The 16,106-nt window shown below is 71.4% G+C and carries 13 protein-coding genes; 8 read left to right on the plus strand and 5 right to left on the minus strand.

Annotated elements, in window-relative coordinates; genetic code table 11:
- Positions 1-210: 210 nt before the first annotated feature.
- The 5 genes from SMD20_RS37615 to SMD20_RS37635 are packed head-to-tail and all read left to right on the plus strand — an operon-like array spanning position 211 to position 4,102.
- Positions 211-1,269: an ABC transporter ATP-binding protein gene (locus tag SMD20_RS37615; RefSeq protein ID WP_329590392.1), complete on the plus strand. Its 1,059-nt coding sequence runs from the start codon at positions 211-213 to the stop codon at positions 1,267-1,269.
- The gene (locus SMD20_RS37620; protein WP_329590393.1) at positions 1,262-1,942 is read left to right on the plus strand and encodes an ABC transporter permease; all 681 of its coding nucleotides are present in this window, start codon (positions 1,262-1,264) and stop codon (positions 1,940-1,942) included. The genes SMD20_RS37615 and SMD20_RS37620 overlap by 8 nt, the downstream gene beginning before the upstream one ends.
- The gene (locus SMD20_RS37625) at positions 1,939-2,631 is read left to right on the plus strand and encodes an ABC transporter permease (protein WP_329590395.1); all 693 of its coding nucleotides are present in this window, start codon (positions 1,939-1,941) and stop codon (positions 2,629-2,631) included. The genes SMD20_RS37620 and SMD20_RS37625 overlap by 4 nt, the downstream gene beginning before the upstream one ends.
- A gap of 39 nt (positions 2,632-2,670) precedes the next feature.
- Positions 2,671-3,609 (plus strand): ABC transporter substrate-binding protein, encoded by a 939-nt coding sequence (locus SMD20_RS37630; protein ID WP_329590397.1) that lies wholly within the window; start codon positions 2,671-2,673, stop codon positions 3,607-3,609.
- A gap of 16 nt (positions 3,610-3,625) precedes the next feature.
- Positions 3,626-4,102, plus strand: coding sequence for a flavin reductase family protein (locus SMD20_RS37635; RefSeq protein ID WP_329590399.1), 477 nt, complete (start codon positions 3,626-3,628; stop codon positions 4,100-4,102).
- 36 nt (positions 4,103-4,138) lie between these two features.
- Here SMD20_RS37635 and sppA read toward each other — a convergent pair whose 3' ends face one another.
- Positions 4,139-5,836 (minus strand): signal peptide peptidase SppA, encoded by a 1,698-nt coding sequence (gene sppA / locus SMD20_RS37640; protein WP_329590401.1) that lies wholly within the window; start codon positions 5,834-5,836, stop codon positions 4,139-4,141.
- Positions 5,837-5,922: 86 nt separating this feature from the next.
- Between sppA and SMD20_RS37645 the strand changes: the two genes are divergently transcribed.
- Both SMD20_RS37645 and SMD20_RS37650 read left to right on the plus strand, forming a co-directional pair.
- Entirely contained in the window at positions 5,923-6,603 is a 681-nt protein-coding gene (locus SMD20_RS37645; RefSeq protein WP_329590403.1) for a nucleoside/nucleotide kinase family protein, read from the plus strand.
- 45 nt (positions 6,604-6,648) lie between these two features.
- Complete coding sequence (locus SMD20_RS37650; protein WP_329590405.1) at positions 6,649-8,088, plus strand: ATP-binding protein; 1,440 nt, start codon at positions 6,649-6,651, stop codon at positions 8,086-8,088.
- A 24-nt stretch (positions 8,089-8,112) separates the two neighbouring features.
- Here SMD20_RS37650 and SMD20_RS37655 read toward each other — a convergent pair whose 3' ends face one another.
- The 3 genes from SMD20_RS37655 to glgB all read right to left on the minus strand — a co-directional run bounded on the left by SMD20_RS37655 (position 8,113) and on the right by glgB (position 13,864).
- A complete protein-coding gene (locus SMD20_RS37655; protein ID WP_329590407.1) occupies positions 8,113-9,585 on the minus strand; it encodes a S8 family peptidase in 1,473 nt (490 codons plus the stop codon).
- Between the two features lie 72 nt (positions 9,586-9,657).
- Entirely contained in the window at positions 9,658-11,589 is a 1,932-nt protein-coding gene (locus SMD20_RS37660) for a S8 family peptidase (RefSeq protein ID WP_329590409.1), read from the minus strand.
- Between the two features lie 109 nt (positions 11,590-11,698).
- Positions 11,699-13,864, minus strand: a complete 2,166-nt coding sequence (glgB, locus tag SMD20_RS37665) for a 1,4-alpha-glucan branching protein GlgB (RefSeq protein ID WP_329590411.1) — start codon at positions 13,862-13,864, stop codon at positions 11,699-11,701.
- 287 nt (positions 13,865-14,151) lie between these two features.
- On the opposite strand from glgB, the gene SMD20_RS37670 reads away from it, so the two are divergent.
- Positions 14,152-14,775, plus strand: a complete 624-nt coding sequence (locus SMD20_RS37670) for a DUF4328 domain-containing protein (RefSeq protein WP_329590413.1) — start codon at positions 14,152-14,154, stop codon at positions 14,773-14,775.
- A 4-nt stretch (positions 14,776-14,779) separates the two neighbouring features.
- On the opposite strand, the gene SMD20_RS37675 is transcribed toward SMD20_RS37670, so the two are convergent.
- Entirely contained in the window at positions 14,780-16,105 is a 1,326-nt protein-coding gene (locus SMD20_RS37675) for a maltokinase N-terminal cap-like domain-containing protein (protein ID WP_329590415.1), read from the minus strand.
- Position 16,106: the final 1 nt, after the last annotated feature.

Here is a 16,106-nt window from a genome sequence, read left to right on the forward strand (position 1 = left end):
CAGGGAGATTGTGGAGGTAATCATGCCAACACAGACAGGTTCGGCGCACTACCAGATCCAGATTTAAGTAAATAAGGCTGGTCAGTGAAGCGCTTAAGCGCAGCCCGGCACGACACGCCCGTAGTCCTCGCCGTAGTCTGTCGTGCACGAGAGATCATGCGGCGGTCGTGGCACGGGGGTCGCGGCCCTGCCACGAGCGAGAGGTCACGCGTGATCACATTCGACGCTGTCACCAAACGCTATCCGGACGGCACGGTGGCGGTTGACTCCCTCAGCCTGGAGGCGCCCACAGGGGAGATCACCGTCCTGGTCGGCCCCTCCGGATGCGGGAAGACGACGTCCCTGCGGATGATCAACCGCATGATCGAGGCCAGCGAGGGCCGCATCCTCCTCGACGGGAGGCCGGTCCAGGGCATCGATCCGCCGACCCTGCGGCGCGGCATCGGCTACGTCATCCAGCAGGCCGGCCTGTTCCCGCACCGCAAGATCGTGGACAACATCGCCACCGTCCCCTACCTGCTCGGCTGGGACCGCAAGAAGGCCCGCTCCCGTGCCATGGAGCTGCTGGAGCGCGTCGGGCTGGACCCGTCGCTGGCGGGGCGCTACCCGTTCCAGCTCTCCGGCGGGCAGCAGCAGCGCGTGGGCGTGGCGCGGGCGCTGGCCGCCGACCCGCCGGTGCTGCTCATGGACGAGCCGTTCAGCGCCGTGGACCCGATCGTGCGGACGAGCCTCCAGGAGGAGCTGCTGCGGCTGCAGTCGGAGCTGCGCAAGACCATCGTCTTCGTCACCCACGACATCGACGAGGCCATCAAGCTCGGCGACCGGGTGGCGGTGCTGCGCGTGGGCGGGCGGCTGGCGCAGGTCGCCGATCCCAAGACGCTGCTCACGGAGCCGGCCGACGACTTCGTCCGCGAGTTCCTGGGGCACGACCGGGGCATCCGGCGGCTGCAGTTCGTCCCGACCGACGGGTTGCGGCTGCGTACGGACCTGACCGTGCAGGAGGGGGCCGAGCGCGGCGCCTCCGAGCCGTGGCTGCTGGTCGTGGACGGCGAAGGCCGGCCGCTCGGCTGGGCCTCCGGCGCGCGGCCCGGCGAGCTGGAGCGCTACGGCACGTTCGTCCACGGGCGTGACTCGATGCGCGCGGCCCTCGACGCGGCGCTGCTGTCGCCGTCCGGCTGCGCGGTGGCCGTGGACGAGGAGGGCAGGGTGGTCGGAGTGGCCACCAGGGAGAGCCTGGACCAGGCGCTCGCGGAGGCCGCCGATGTCTGACGGCCCCCCCTCCATCTGGGAGTGGATCGGCCGCAACTGGGACACCGGCCGGGCCGACAGCATCCGCAACCTGCTGACCGACCACCTCACGATGTCCCTGGTGCCGATCGTGCTCTCGCTGGTGCTGGCGCTGCCGCTCGGCCTCGCCTGCGCGCGCTGGCGCTGGCTCTACCAGCCCACGTCGGGCCTGATGAACGTGATCTACGCGCTGCCGTCGCTGCCGGTCTTCATGCTGCTGATCTCGGTGACCGGGCTGTCGCAGACCACGGTGATCATCCCGCTGACCTTCTACGGCATGGCCGTGCTCATCCCGGCCGTGGTGGACGGGCTGCGCTCGGTGCCGGACCACGTACGGCAGTCGGCGGTCGCGATGGGCTTCACGCCGCTGCGGCGGCTGCTGCAGGTCGAGCTGCCGATCGCGGTGCCCGTGGTGCTGGCCGGGCTGCGGGTGGTCGCGGTCTCCAGCATCAGCCTGGTCAGCGTGGGCGCGCTGATCGGGCAGGGCGGGCTCGGCGGGCTGTTCACGCGGGCCTACCAGAATCCGTTCATGCCGCCGGTGATCGTGGGCATCGTGCTGATCGTGGCGCTGGCGCTGGTCGCCGACGCGCTGATCGTGCTGGCGCAGCGGCTGCTGACCCCCTGGGTACGCGCGCGGAAGGGGATGGCGACGTGAGCTGGCTGTCGAGCTTCTTCTCCTGGCTGGGCGAGTTCTTCGGCACGGCCGCCAACTGGTCGGGTCCTGGCGGCATCCCCATGCGGCTGCTGGAGCACCTGGAGTTCTCGGCGCTGGCGCTGGCGCTGGCCGTGGTGATCGCGGTGCCGGTCGGGCTGCTCATCGGGCACACCGGGCGCGGCGAGGTGATCGTGGTCGTCTCGGCGAACCTGGCCAGGGCGCTGCCGACGCTGGGCCTGCTGGTGATGTTCGTGCTGCTGCTGGGCACGGCGTCGATCTGGCCGGTGATCATCCCGCTGGTGCTGCTGTCGGTGCCGCCGATCCTGGTCAACACCTATGAGGGGATCAGGGGGGTCGATCCCGAGCTGCGCGACGCGGCGTACGGGATGGGGCTGCGCGGCGGCCAGGTGCTCACGCGGGCCCTGGTGCCGGTGGCGCTGCCGCTGATCCTGCTCGGGTGCCGGCTCTCGGCCATCCAGGTCGTCGCGACGACGACGGTGGCGGCGTACACGGGGCTGGGCGGGCTCGGGCGGTACGTGATCGACGGATTCGCGACCAAGGATTACGCGAGCGTTGTCGGGGGTTCCGTACTGATTGTGCTGTTCGCACTTGTTGTGCAGATCTTGTTCGCGCTCGCGCAGAGGGTGGCGGTCTCGCCGGGGGTGAGCCAGCGACAGAAAATCCGATAGTCTCCTTTATTACCGCCCGCTTTAGAAGGGAATAGCAAGATGAGACGCACGTACGGCATCGCGGGGGTGCTGATCTCGGCGGTGCTCGCGCTGTCCGCCTGTGGCGGCGGCGGGTCCGGCAACGCGGGCAACCCGCTCGACACCTCCAGCGCGGCCCCCAGCGGCTCGGCCTCGGGCGGGGCCGCCGACGCGGGCAAGGCCGTCATCGGCTCCTTCGACTTCGACGAGAGCGTGCTGCTCGCCTCGATCTACGCCCAGGCCCTGGAGTCCAAGGGCGTACAGGTGGAGGAGAAGCCGCGCATCGGCAGCCGCGAGGCGGTCTACGACCAGGTCAAGAGCGGTGGCCTCACCATCGTCCCCGAGTACAACGGCAACCTGCTCGCCTTCATCGACCTCAAGGCCACGGCCGCCACGACCGACGAGGTCAACGCGGCGCTGAAGGAGAAGCTGCCCGCCGAGCTGGAGGTGCTCGACTCCTCCCCGGCCGAGGACAAGGACAGCCTGTCGGTCACCAAGGACTTCCAGGCCAAGCAGTCGCTCACCACGATGGAGGACCTCGGCAAGGTCTCGAAGACCCTGGTCGTGGGCGGGCCGCCGGAGTTCAAGAAGCGCTGGGAGGCCCGGTTCAAGGAGGTCTACGGGATCGAGTTCAAGGAGTGGAAGCCGACCGGCCCCACCACCGCCGACGCGCTGAAGGACGGCACGATCCAGGTCGGCAACGTCTTCACCACCGACCCCAAGATGACCGCCAACAACCTGGTGCCGCTCCAGGACACCAAGAACGTCTTCCCGGCCCAGAACGTGACGCCGCTGCTGTTCAAGGCGGGCGCGAGCGACACGATCCGCACCACGCTCAACTCCGTCTCGGCCAAGCTGACGACCGACTCGCTGCTCCAGATGATGCAGCAGATCTCCGTCAACAAGGACGAGCCCGCCACGGTGGCCAAGGAATGGCTGACCACCAACGGCCTGGGCTGATCGGCGTGCGGGCGCGGTGAGCGAGTTCACGGAGGCGATGGCGCAGCTCGCCGGCGGGGTCGCCGTGGTGACCGTACGCGACGGGCGCGACGACCTCGGCACCACCGTGTCGGGGCTGATGTCGGTGTCGCTGGAGCCCCCGCTCGTGCTGGTCAGCCTGGCCGGCGGCGGCTATCTGCACGAGGTCCTGCTGCGGCGGGACCGCTGGGCCGCCTCCCTGCTGTCGGCGGGGCAGGCGGCCGTCGCCAGCCGCTTCGCCACCCCGGGCAGGCCCAGCGCCCGCCTGCTGGTGGCGGGGCTGCCGCACCATCGGGGGGCGCACACGGAGGCGCTGGTGGTGGAGGGCGGGGTGGCCGCGCTGGAGGCCGAGACCACGAAAGTGGTCCCGGCCGGCGACCACACGCTCTTCATCGCCGCCGTGCTCGGCGTGACCTACGTCGACGCGACGCTCCAGCCGCTGGTCCGCCTACGGGGCCGCTACCGCCCGGTGTGAGGGCCGGCGGCGGCTCCGTCAGCGGCCCGACGCCGGTCAGCGGATCGTGTACCACTCGGGCAGGATCAGCGGGCCGGCGGCCGGCAGGCCCAGCTCGGCCGACAGGCGGGCCAGCGGCCCCCAGGCGTCGAGCCGGATCCTGGCCAGGGCCGCGGACTTGTCCTCGCTGGAGTCCGGGCCGCGCAGCCGCTCCAGCGGGTTGAGCCGCGGGTACATCCGCACCGGCGCGCTCTCGCTCAGCCCGGCCCGCTTCCTGGCCAGCGCCAGGGCGTCCTCCAGCCCGCCGAGCTCGTCCACGAGGCCGTTGGCCCGCGCGTCCGCGCCGGTCCAGACCCGGCCGCGGGCCAGCTCGTGCGTACGCTCCCTGCTGAGGTCGCGGCTGCTCGCCACCTTGCCCACGAAGTCGTCGTAGATGCGGTCGAGCCAGGCGTTGACGCGCTCCCACTGCTCGGGGGAGAAGGCGCGCGAGGCGGAGAACATGCCGGCGTTGGCCCCCTCGGCCACCATTTCCGTACTTATCCCCATCCGCTGGAGAAGGTCGGCGAAGACGGGCTTGCCGCCGTACACGCCGATCGACCCGGTCAGCGTCCCCGGCTGGGCCACGATCACGTCGGCGGCCATCGACACGAAGTAGCCTCCCGAGGCAGCCAGGTCGCCCATCGAGACGATGACCGGCTTGACCTTCCGCGTCAGCACCACCTCGCGCCAGACCGTGTCGGAGGCCACGTACGAGCCGCCGGGGCTGTCCACCCGGAACACCACGGCCTTGACGTGCTCGTCGCGGCGGGCCGCCCGCAGCGCGGCGCTGATCGTGTCGGAGCCCATGGCCCCGCCGCCACCGAGCGGGCTCCGGCCGCTGCGGCCCGACTTGATCATGCCGATGCCGTGGACCAGCGCGATCCCGTCGGCCCCGGGGTGCGGCAGCTTCCTGACGGCGGCGGCGCGGGCGTAGCGGGAGACGTACAGCAGGTGCGCCTCCGCGCCCGCGGCCCGCTTGAGCTCGTCGTACACCTCGTCCCGGTACGCCAGCCCGTCCACCAGCCCGGCCTCCAGCGCCTCGCCGGCCGTGAACGGGCCCCGGCCGATCAGCTCGCGCACCTTGTCCGGGTCCAGCCGCCGCCCGTCCGCGATCCCGTCGATCATCGTCTCGGTGATCGACTCCACGATCCGGCCGATCGACTCGCGGTGCGGCTCGGTCATGTGGTCCTGGGTGAAGGTGTTGGCGGCGGTCTTGTACTCGTGCCGCTGGCCGACCTCGTAGCCGACGCCCAGCTTGGTGAGCGCGCCCTTGAGGAAGCGCTGCTCCACCGCGACGCCGGTGAGCCCGACGTCCCCGCTCGGCTGCAGGTAGACCCGTTCGAAGGCGCTGGCCAGGTAGTAGGGCACGGTGCCGCCCGCGAACTCGCCGAACGTCTCGGCGAACGCGACGGTCAGCTTCCCGCTGGCCCGGAAGTGGAGGACGGCCTCGCGCAGCTCCTGCACCATGGCGAGCCCCAGCGGCGGCCCGCCGATCTTGACGACCAGCCCCTTGACCCGGGAGTCCTGCCGCGCCCGCCGCAGCCCGCCGATGACGTCCGCGAGGCGCGTCTTGCGCATGGACAACACGGCGGCCAGCGGATCCGTCGGCGGCCCTTCCGTGACGCCCTCGGTGAGATCGAGCTCCAGGATCAGCGGGCCGGTGCGCCGCTGGCGGAGCCTGTCGACGGTTTCGAAGATCGCCTTGCCTGCGTCCATACAACTCACCCTAAGCGACACATTTCCGTTCGTGTCAGGGCAGTTCATACGAAGTCCGCACCCCGGCCACCGGGAACAATGGGTCCGTGCCACCGAACACCGACAACGACGGCCCCACGCTCGCCGACACCCTGGTCGAGCGCGTCCACGACCTGGCCGCCGGCGGCCGGCGGGTCGTGCTCGGCATCGCGGGCTGCCCCGGAGCGGGCAAGTCCACCCTGGCCCACTGGCTGGCCGACCGGCTCACCGCGACCGGCCTGCCCGCCGTGCAGGTGCCGATGGACGGCTTCCACCTCGCCGACGTCGAGCTGGAACGCCTCGGCCGCCGGCACCGCAAGGGCGCGCCCGACACCTTCGACGCCCGCGGCTACCTGGCCCTGCTGCGCCGCCTCCACTCCGAGACCGGCACGGTCGTCTACGCCCCGTCCTTCGACCGCGACCTCGAACAGCCCCTCGCCGGCGCCATCCCCGTGCCGCCCGAGGCCCGCGTGGTCGTCAGCGAGGGCAACTACCTGCTCGTCCCGCAGGACCCGTGGCCGCTGGTGCGCGCCGCCATGACCGAGGTCTGGTACGCCGACCTGGACGACCGCGTCCGCCTCGACCGCCTCGTCCGCCGCCACATCCGCTTCGGCAAGGCGCCGGACGCGGCGGAGCGATGGGTGGCCGAGGTGGACGAGCCCAACGCCGCCGCCATCCGCGCCACCCGCGCCACCGCCGACCTCGTCCTCGACACCGCCGCTCTCCCCCTCGTCGCCCGACCAATATAGAACTATGCAGCTAAGGTCCATACGCCTTAGCTGTACGGTTCTCCTATGGAGCCTGTTCCGAAGCCGAGTCATGTGTTCGACCGCGACGAGGAGTGGGCCGGTCTCGTCCGGTTCGCCACCTCGCCGAGCCCAGACGTGAGGCTGGGCATCGTCAGCGGCCGGCGCCGGCAGGGCAAGACGTTCCTGCTGGACGCCCTGGTGGGGGCGATGGACGGGTTCATGTTCACGGCAGCAGAGGAGACCGAGCACCAGGCTCTGGCACGCTTCGGCCGCGAACTGGCCGCCCGGACCGGCGGCGGCCGATACGCCTTCGCCGACTGGGACGAGGCACTGGAGCGGCTCTTCGCCGTCATCCCCCGGGGTCTCATCGTGATCGACGAGTTCCCCTACCTGACCAAGGCGTCCCCGTCACTGACCTCCCTGATCCAGCGCGCCCTGGACCCGAGGGGACATGCGCGGAAGAGCGACGCCCGCCTGCTGCTGTGCGGGTCGGCCATGCAGGTGATGGGCCGGCTCCTGTCGGGCAACGCGCCTCTGCGCGGACGCGCGAGCCTGGAGTTGATCGTCAGGCCCCTCGACTACCGGGCGTCCGCCGACTTCTGGGGCATCTCCGACCCCCGTCTCGCCGTGCTGGTGCACTCCGTCGTGGGAGGCACGCCGGCCTACCGGCGTGAGTTCGTGGCCGGTGACGCCCCCGCCTCCCTCGCCGACTTCGACGGGTGGGTGCTGCGGACCGTGCTCAACCGGCAGATGCCGCTGTTCCGCGAGGCCAGGTACCTCCTGGCCGAGGAGACCGACATCCGCGACATGGTCACCTATCATGCGGTTCTGGGCGCCATCGCCGCCGGAAACGCCACCCGCGGCGGCATCGCCAATCACATGGGGCGTAAGTCGCCGGACATTGGTCACCCGCTGTCGGTCCTGGAGGACTCCCACCTGGTCGCCCGCGAGGCCGACGCGTTCAGGAAGGGCAGGACGCACTACCGCATCTGCGAACCATTGATCGTCTTCTACGAGGCCGTGATGCGGAGCGAGTGGCCGCGTCTGGAGCGAGGGAGAGCGGAGGCCGCCTGGCGCGACTCCCGGTCCCGCTTCCTGTCCCAGGTGGTGGGGCCGCACTTCGAGGGTTTGTGCCGCGAGTGGGCGATGCTGGCCGGACCCGAGATCTTCGGCGACCTGCCGGGAGCCGTGGCCGCCGGCACCGTGGCAGACCCACATAACCGTACCCAGATCGAGGTGGATGTCGCGGTCCTCGCTCCTGAGGAGCACGGCCGGCCGCGCCGGGTGCTGTCCCTGGGGGAGGTCAAATGGGACAAGGTGCTGACGGTGGGACACGCGGACCGGCTGAGGAGGGCCCGCGACCTGCTGGCGGTCAAGGGGTACGACACCCGGGACACCGTGCTGGCCTGCTACGGCGGCGCGGGCTTCCAGCAGGACATGCCCGGCGATGTGCGGTTGATCGGCCTTCCGGAGCTCTACGGGTGAGGGGCGGAGCCCCGCCCCCCGATATCAGGCGGCGGAGCGGGTGGCGGTGGCGGTGGCGCGTTCGGCGTCGACGCGGGCGGTGGTGATCGACGTCCCGCCCGCGGTGTACCGCAGGCGCCGGCCCGTGGCCTGCAGGCGCCGCAGGGTCTGCGCCACCGAGAGGCGCGGATAGGCCTGCCGCATCAGCGCGAACACCCCGGCGACGTGCGGCGCGGCCATGGAGGTGCCGGTCATCTCCGCGTACGTCCCCCCGGGCACCGCCGAGCGGATCGCCACCCCCGGCGCGAACAGGTCCAGCAGCGGGCCCCGGTTCGTGAACGACGCCGGCGCGTCGCCGGCGTCGCTGGCCCCCACGGTGACGGCCGTGGAGACGCAGGCCGGGGCGGTGACGCCGGCGGTGAAGCCCTCGTTGCCCGCCGCCACCACGGCGGCCACCCCGAGCCTCGCCAGCGCGTCGAACTCGGGCTTGAGCGCCGACGCGGCCGGGTCGGCGTCGCAGGCCCGCGTGTACGGCTCGCCGCCGCCGAGGCTCAGGTTGACGGCGGCGACTCTGTGGGCCCTCGCCACCCGCGCCACGTACTCCAGGGCCAGCTTCTGGTCGGAGGTGTAGCTGAGGAGGCAGGGCGCGCGGACCCTCAGGGAGGCGCAGGACAGCGGATTCTCCAGCCGGCTGAACACCTGGACGGCGAGGATGCCCGCCTCGGGGGCCACTCCGTTCGACGGCGCGCCGGGAACCATGCGGCCGGCCGCGATCCCGGCCACGTGGGAGCCGTGGAAGCAGGCGTTGGCGTCGCCCACGAGGCACCGGGCCGTGTTCGCGTCGGCCGCCCCGGCGCCGGTCTGGCTCGGCCGGTTGTTCGGGCAGAGCGAGACGGTGCCGTTGCCGGCGTCGGAGGAGGAGAAGCAGGCCTCGTCGACGATGCGGCCGGCGAAGAAGGGGTGGCCGCGGTCGATCCCCGTGTCGAGGACGGCGACCGCCGTGCCGCGGCCGGTCCAGCCGGCGGCGTTGGCCCGGTTCGAGCCGATCAGGTCGGTGCTGAGGTCGAGGCCCGGCGGCATCGCGGACGCGCTGATCGGGGCCGCGGCGCTCAGCTCGTCCTTGTAGACGGCCTGGACGCGGGGGTCCTTCCGCAGCTCGTCGAGCGTGCGCTGGTCGACCTCGGCGACGAAGAAGCTGGAGGAGCCGTTCGCCTTGAGCACCCGGCCGGCCTCGGACGCCTTCTCGATGTCGTTCGCGACGGCCCTGACGTTCTGGTCCTCCTTGAGCTGGATGATGCAGCGGACCCGGGTCTTGGCCTGGATCTCCTCCACCAGCCCGTCGCTGACGACGGGCTCGCTGGTCTTCCTGGAGCGCGCGTTCAGCGCCATGGCGCCGTCCCGCGGACCGGGCGGCACCCAGGAGAGCCGGGTGCCGGCGTGCAGGGCGGGCGTCGCGCAGAGCACCGCCGACGTGGTGGCCAGGGCGGCGACGCAGGCGAGCAGGGACCGTAGCCTCACGGGTTCCTCCGGGATCGGGCGTTCAGCCCGGTTCCTCCCCGCCTGCGTCTTGTGCGATGTGAGTGACGAGTGTTATTTGACGGTCTTGAGGACGTTCTTTGTCGCCTTCTTCAGCGCGGACGCCGACGGCTTGCTCACCATCCGCACCTTCTCGGCGGCGGTGAGGGCCGTGGTGCCGTTCGTGCCGTGCGCCCAGTTCAGCCAGGCGGTCAGCAGAGCGCTGTCCAGCTTGGCCTTGTTGGTCGTGCCGTTCTTCAGCACCCGGTACGCCTTGCCCAGCGACGAGGCCTTCGTCAGCTCGGGGAACACCTTGCTCGACTTCGCGATCAGCTTCAGATAGCAGGTGAGCGTGGCGTCGGACAGCTTGCCGCTGCTGCGGTGGATCTCGACGGCCCACTTCTTGGCCGACAGCTTCTTGGCCGCCGTGCCGCGCGTGCAGACCGCGGCCGTGGCGGCCGGGGAGGGCGTCACCGTCACCGTGACCGTCACGGTGGGCAGCGGCACAGGGGAGGTCGTCGGCCGCGGGTCCGGCGACTCGGGCGTGCCGTCGGAGGGCGGGTCGTCGGCGGGCGGGTCCGTGGGGGCCGGGCCGGTCTCGTCGGACGGGTCCGGGTCGGGCGCGACGGGCGACTGCGTGACCGTCGGCTGCGGCGACGCCCCGGCCAGGGCCGCCGCCAGGTCCAGGCGCGGCGTGGTGACCTGCGTGCCGTTCGACTCGTACGCGTACGGCCGCCCGGTCCTCTTCAACTTCTCGACCAGGTCGCCGATCGGCGTCTCGGGCTCGGCCTGCTTCATCAGCGCGAGCGCGCCCGCCACGTGCGGCGTCGCCATCGAGGTGCCGCTGTAGGCGACGGTCTGGTTGTCCGGCACCGCCGACTCGACGTCCACGCCCGGCGCGAACAGGTCCAGCAGCGCTCCCCGGTTGGAGAAGTCCGCGATGGCGTCGGAGTTGTCGCTCGCCCCGACCGCCACCGCCGAGGAGACGCACGCCGGATAGGAGGCGCCCTCGAAGGACTCGTTGCCCGCGGCCACCACGGTCGCGACGCCCTTGGCCAGCAGCGCGTCGATCTTCGGCTTGAAGATCGCGCCCTCCTCGCTCGCGTCGCAGTCGGTCTCCGACAGCGCGCCGCCGAGGCTCAGGTTGACCGCCGCCACCGGCTGGTCCAGCCCGGCCACGTAGTCCATCGCGAGGCGCAGCGACGACTCGAACGCCAGCACGCACGACGCCTCGCCGCACACCCCCTCGTCGTTGACCCGGCTGAACACCTGCACCGCGACGATGTTCGCGCCCGGCGCGACGCCGCCGGAGCCGGCCGCGATGCCCGCGACGTGGCTGCCGTGGTCGCACAGGTTCGTGCCGCCGGCGAGGCACTTGGCGGTCATGGCGTCGGCCGCGCCCTCGCCGATCTGCTCGCTCTGCCCGTTGGGGCACAGCGACTCGACGCCCGCCTCCACGGCGGAGAAGCACGCCTCGGCCACGATCCGCCCGCTGAACCACGGGTGGTCGCGGTCGATGCCGGTGTCCAGCACCGCCACCGCCTGGCCGGTCCCCGTGAGGCCCTTCGCGTGCGCCTGGTCGGCGCCGATGAGCTTGAGGTTGGGGCCCACGTCGGCCGGCGTGTACGTCCGGTCCCGGTGGATCGAGGCGACCCGCGGATCGGCGGCCAGCGCCGCCAGCTCCTCCGCGGTGCCCTGCACGACCATGAACGACCCGTTCTGGGGCTTCAGCACCACGTCCACGCTCTGGGCCGCCGCCTGGCTCGCCACGGGCTCGTTCTGCGCCGGATCGGTCAGCTCGACGATGGCCCGTTCGGCGCCGCCCTCGGCGCCCAGACCGTCCTCGACCTTCTCCTCAGGGGTGGTGGGAGCGGGTGCGGGGGTGTCCGTGGGGATCGCGGTGGGGGCGGGGGTCGGCGTCGGGGTGGGGTCGTCCGCATAGGCCGGGCCCGATAACGGGATCAGCGCCAGAACGGCCGAACAGACCAGCAGGTGGCGAAATCGCACGCGTCTTCCTCCGAAGGGGATGATCTCGGAGTTTAGGGCGATTTCCCCACCAGGCACAGGCCCCCCGGTCCGGTTCTCACCGAACTTTCAGCGACCCCACCCCCGGCGTTCAGCCGTTCACGGACGGCCCTTCGTGCGTGAACCACACCGCGCCGAGCGGCGGCACCCGCAGCGTCGTCGAGTACGGCAGCCCGTGACAAGGCTCCTCCACCGCCTCGATCCCGCCCATGTTGCCGACGCCGCTGCCCCAGTAGTCGTAGGCGTCGGTGTTGAGCACCTCGCGCCACTGCCCCGCGTACGGCAGCCCCAGCCGGTAGCCGTCGTGCGGGGCGCCGCTGAAGTTGACCACGCACGCCACCGCCGAGCCGTCCTTGGCGTAGCGGACGAAGGAGAAGGTGTTGCCCGACGCGTCGTCGGCGTCGAGCCAGCGGAAGCCCTCGGGGGTGGTGTCCTGCTCCCACAGCGCCGGGGTGTCCCTGTAGATCCGGTTGAGCTCGCGGACCAGCCGCTGCACGCCCTGGTGCCCGTCGAACTCCAGCACCCACCAGTCGAGCCCGCGCTCCTCCGACCACTCCGAGCCCTGGCCGAACTCGCCGCCCATGAACAGCAGCTGCTTGCCCGGATGCGCCCACATGTACGCCAGCAGCGCCCGGAGCTGCGCGAAGCGCTGCCACTCGTCGCCGGGCATCTTGCCGAGCAGCGACCCCTTGCCGTGCACCACCTCGTCGTGCGAGAGCGGCAGCACGTAGTTCTCCGAGTAGGCGTACAGCAGCGAGAACGTCATCTGGTGATGGTGGTACTGGCGGAAGACCGGCTCGTGGCGCAGGTATTCGAGCGTGTCGTGCATCCAGCCCATGTTCCATTTGAAGCCGAAGCCCAGCCCGCCCAGGTGCACCGGACGCGACACGCCAGGCCAGGCCGTCGACTCCTCCGCCACGGTCGAGATGCCGGGCACCTCCCGGTAGCTGACCGTGTTCATCTCCTTGAGGAACTCGACCGCGTCGAGGTTCTCCCGGCCGCCGTAGATGTTCGGCGTCCACTCGCCCTCGCGCCGCGAGTAGTCGAGGTAGAGCATCGAGGCCACGGCGTCCACGCGCAGGCCGTCGATGTGGAACTCCTGCAGCCAGAACAACGCGTTCGCGACCAGGAAGTTGCGCACCTCGCGGCGGCCGTAGTCGAAGACGTAGGTGCCCCAGTCGGGGTGCTCGCCGCGCGCCGGGTCGGCGTGCTCGTAGAGCGGGGTGCCGTCGAAGCGGGCCAGCGCCCACTCGTCCATGGGGAAGTGCGCGGGCACCCAGTCGAGGATCACGCCGATGCCGTGCTGGTGCATGCGGTCCACGAAGTGGCGGAACTCGTCGGGGGTGCCGAAGCGGGCCGTCGGCGCGTAGTAGGAGGTCACCTGGTAGCCCCACGACCCGCCGAACGGGTGCTCGGCCACCGGCAGCAGCTCCACGTGGGTGAAGCCCATGTCGCTCGCGTACGCGGACAGCTCCTCGGCCAGCTCCACGTACGACAGGCCGGGCCGCCACGACCCCAGGTGCACCTCGTAGATGCTCATCGGCCTGGCCTGCGCGTGCGACTCGCGCCGCTCGACGAGCCAGGCGTCGTCCTGCCAGCTGTAGTCGGACTTGTCCACCACGGAGGCCGTCATCGGCGGCACCTCGGTGCGCCGCGCCATGGGGTCGGCCTTCTCCCGCCAGGTGCCGTCCGCGCCCAGGACCTGGTACTTGTACCGCTGGCCGGCCCCCAGGCCCGGCACGAACAGCTCCCACACGCCCGAGCGGCCCAGGGACCGCATGGGGTAGGCGGTGCCGTCCCAGTGGTTGAAGTCGCCGATGACGCGGATGCCGCGCGCGTTGGGAGCCCAGACGGAGAACGCCACGCCATCGGTGTCCTCGTGCCGCATCACGCGGGCGCCCAGCGCCTCCCACAGCCGCTCGTGCCGTCCCTCGCCGATGAGATGCAGGTCGACCTCGCCCAGGGTGGGCCAATGCCGGTAGGGGTCGCGCACGGTGAACGGCTCGCCGCCCGCGTACTTCACCCGCAACGCGTAGCCGGGCACCTTGTCGAGCCCGGGAACCAGCACCTCGAACACCCCGTGGGCCTGGTGTTTCATGTCAAAGGTGGCGCCGTCGTCGTCCAGCACCACCGTGACCCGCTCGGCCAGCGGGCGCAGCGCGCGGAAGACCACCCCGCCGGCTGTGGGGTGCGCTCCGAGCACGGAGTGCGGATCGTGGTGCGCCCCACCCGCGAGGCGGTCGAGCTCGTTCCTCATCGGCATGCTCCCAACACTGCCTTAAGACGACCGTCCATCCCAGGCTCTGCCCGCATACCCGGCACAATCACAGAAAGTGCAAAATCCCGGGTTCATCACAAGAGCGTGCCGGGATGGGATAACCCATCCTTTACCGCCATCTGGCTCGACATACTGGTGCGCCGCTCGTCAACCTAGCCAGAAAGGTTGCAGCAATGTACCCGCCGCCTGCTTCCCCCACACATCCGTCATATCCTCCGCCTCCTCCGCCCTTACGCCCGGTCCGCGGACCGGCGATCCTCGCGGTCGTGGCGCTCGTCGCCGACTCGCTGGTCGGCGTCGTCGCGGCGGTCATCGACCTCTGGTACGCCGGCGTCGTCGACCGGATCATCGCCGACGCGACCTCCGTGACCGACGCGGAGATCGACACCGCGGGCCTCGTCTACGCCCTGTCGGGCATCGTGGAGACCGTCGCCTACCTCGCCGCGATCGTGGCGTTCCTGGTCTGGCTGTTCCGGGTGCGGGCCAACGCCGAGATCCTCGCCCCGCACGGGCACCGGCGCTCCCGCGCCTGGCTGATCCTCGGCTGGATCGTCCCCATCGTCTCGCTGTGGTTCCCCAAGCAGATCGTGGACGACATCTGGGACGCCTCCGCCCGCTCGTGGTCGGCGCGCAAGGGGCTGCTCCACGCCTGGTGGGCGGCCTGGCTCGTCGGCGCCTGGGTGTCGAACGTGGCCGCCCGCCTGCTGTTCAACGCCGAGGAGGCGGACGCCCTCGCCACGGCGGCCCGCTTCGACGTGGTGAGCATCGCGCTGATGCTGGTGGCCGCGGTGTTCGCGATCCTCGTGGTGCTGCGGATCAGCGGCGAGCAGGAGAAACGGCGGACGGAGACCTCTCCCGTCCTCCATCCGGGCGCTTCCCGCTGGGCGTGACCGCTCAGCGGGGCCGGAAGGCGGCCAAGGGGATGGGGAGCCAGGTCGGGCGGTTCCTGGCCTCGTAGCCGACCTCGTACACGGCCTTGGACAGCTCGAACGCCCGCAGCAGCACCGCGTCCGCCCGGCCGATCACGCCGCCGCCCTCGGCGTAGCCCTCCAGGAAGGCGGCGCGGTTGCGGTCGGCCCACTCCTGCGCCCGCTCCTCCAGGTCGGCCGCCTCGGCGCGGCCGGCCAGCAGGTGGCGGGCCGCGTAGTCGAACGAGCGCAACATGCCCGCCACGTCCCGCAGCGGCGACGACAGTGCCCGCCGCTCGGCCAGCGGCTGTCCGGGCTCGCCCTCGAAGTCGAGGACGACCCAGTCCGTGGGCGTGCGCATGACCTGGCCCAGGTGGTAGTCGCCGTGAACCCGTTGCACGGGCACCGTGCCGGTGAGCAGCTCCACCTCGTGATAGGCCTCTTCGAGCGCGCTCACGTGCGGCCGCAGCTCGGGCACCTCGACCACGGCCCGGACGAGCCGGCGGCGGAACGCCTCCGCCATGCGCTTGATCTCGTACGTCTCGATCATCGCCGTGGGGAAGGCCGCGGCCAGCTCCTCGTGCACGCGCGCGGTGGCGACGCCGAGCCGCCGCGCCTCGCCCGCGAAGTCGCCGCCCGCCTCGGCGGCGCTGGTCTCGGGCGGGCTGGCGTAGAGATCGCGGACGCTGGTCAGCGCGAGGTCCCAGCCGTCGTTGGCGTTCGACAGGTACTCCTGCATGATCGCCAGCGTGGTCCCGGCGCCGTCCAGGTCGGCCTCGATCCACCCGTACGGCTGCGCGATGTGCGGCGCCTTCCTCTCGGCGAGGGCCGTGACGACCTCCAGCTCGGGGTTCACACCGGGGATGAGGCGGCGGAAGAGCTTGCAGATGTAGGCGTCGCCGTAGACCAGCGAGGTGTTGGACTGCTCGGCCCCGAGCACGATGCTGCGCGGCGAGATGTCGATCTCGGCCCCCTCGACGTGCCGCATGCGCAGGCCGCTGCGGGTCTCGTCGCGCGCCATGCCGTCGAGCAGCCACGCGGTGCGCTCGGGGTCGTGCGCGGCGTCGTAGAAGCAGAGGCCGTCGATGGAGCCGATCAGGGCGTGGGCGAGCCGGTCGGGCAGGTCGTGGCGTTCGCCGAGCAGGAGCTGGTAGCGGTCGCGGCAGCCGTCCTGCCACACGGCGACGATCAGATGTCGGAGTCCGGGCGTCAGCGTGACGTCCGCGTCGATCGACAGCTCGTCGATCGGGCGCCCCTTGCCGCCGAACCAACGTTGGCGGCTGATCCATGCGGCAAGGAGCTCATTCAGCACG

Source organism: Nonomuraea sp. LP-02, assembly GCF_036289125.1.
In the GTDB taxonomy this organism is placed as follows: domain Bacteria; phylum Actinomycetota; class Actinomycetes; order Streptosporangiales; family Streptosporangiaceae; genus Nonomuraea; species Nonomuraea bangladeshensis.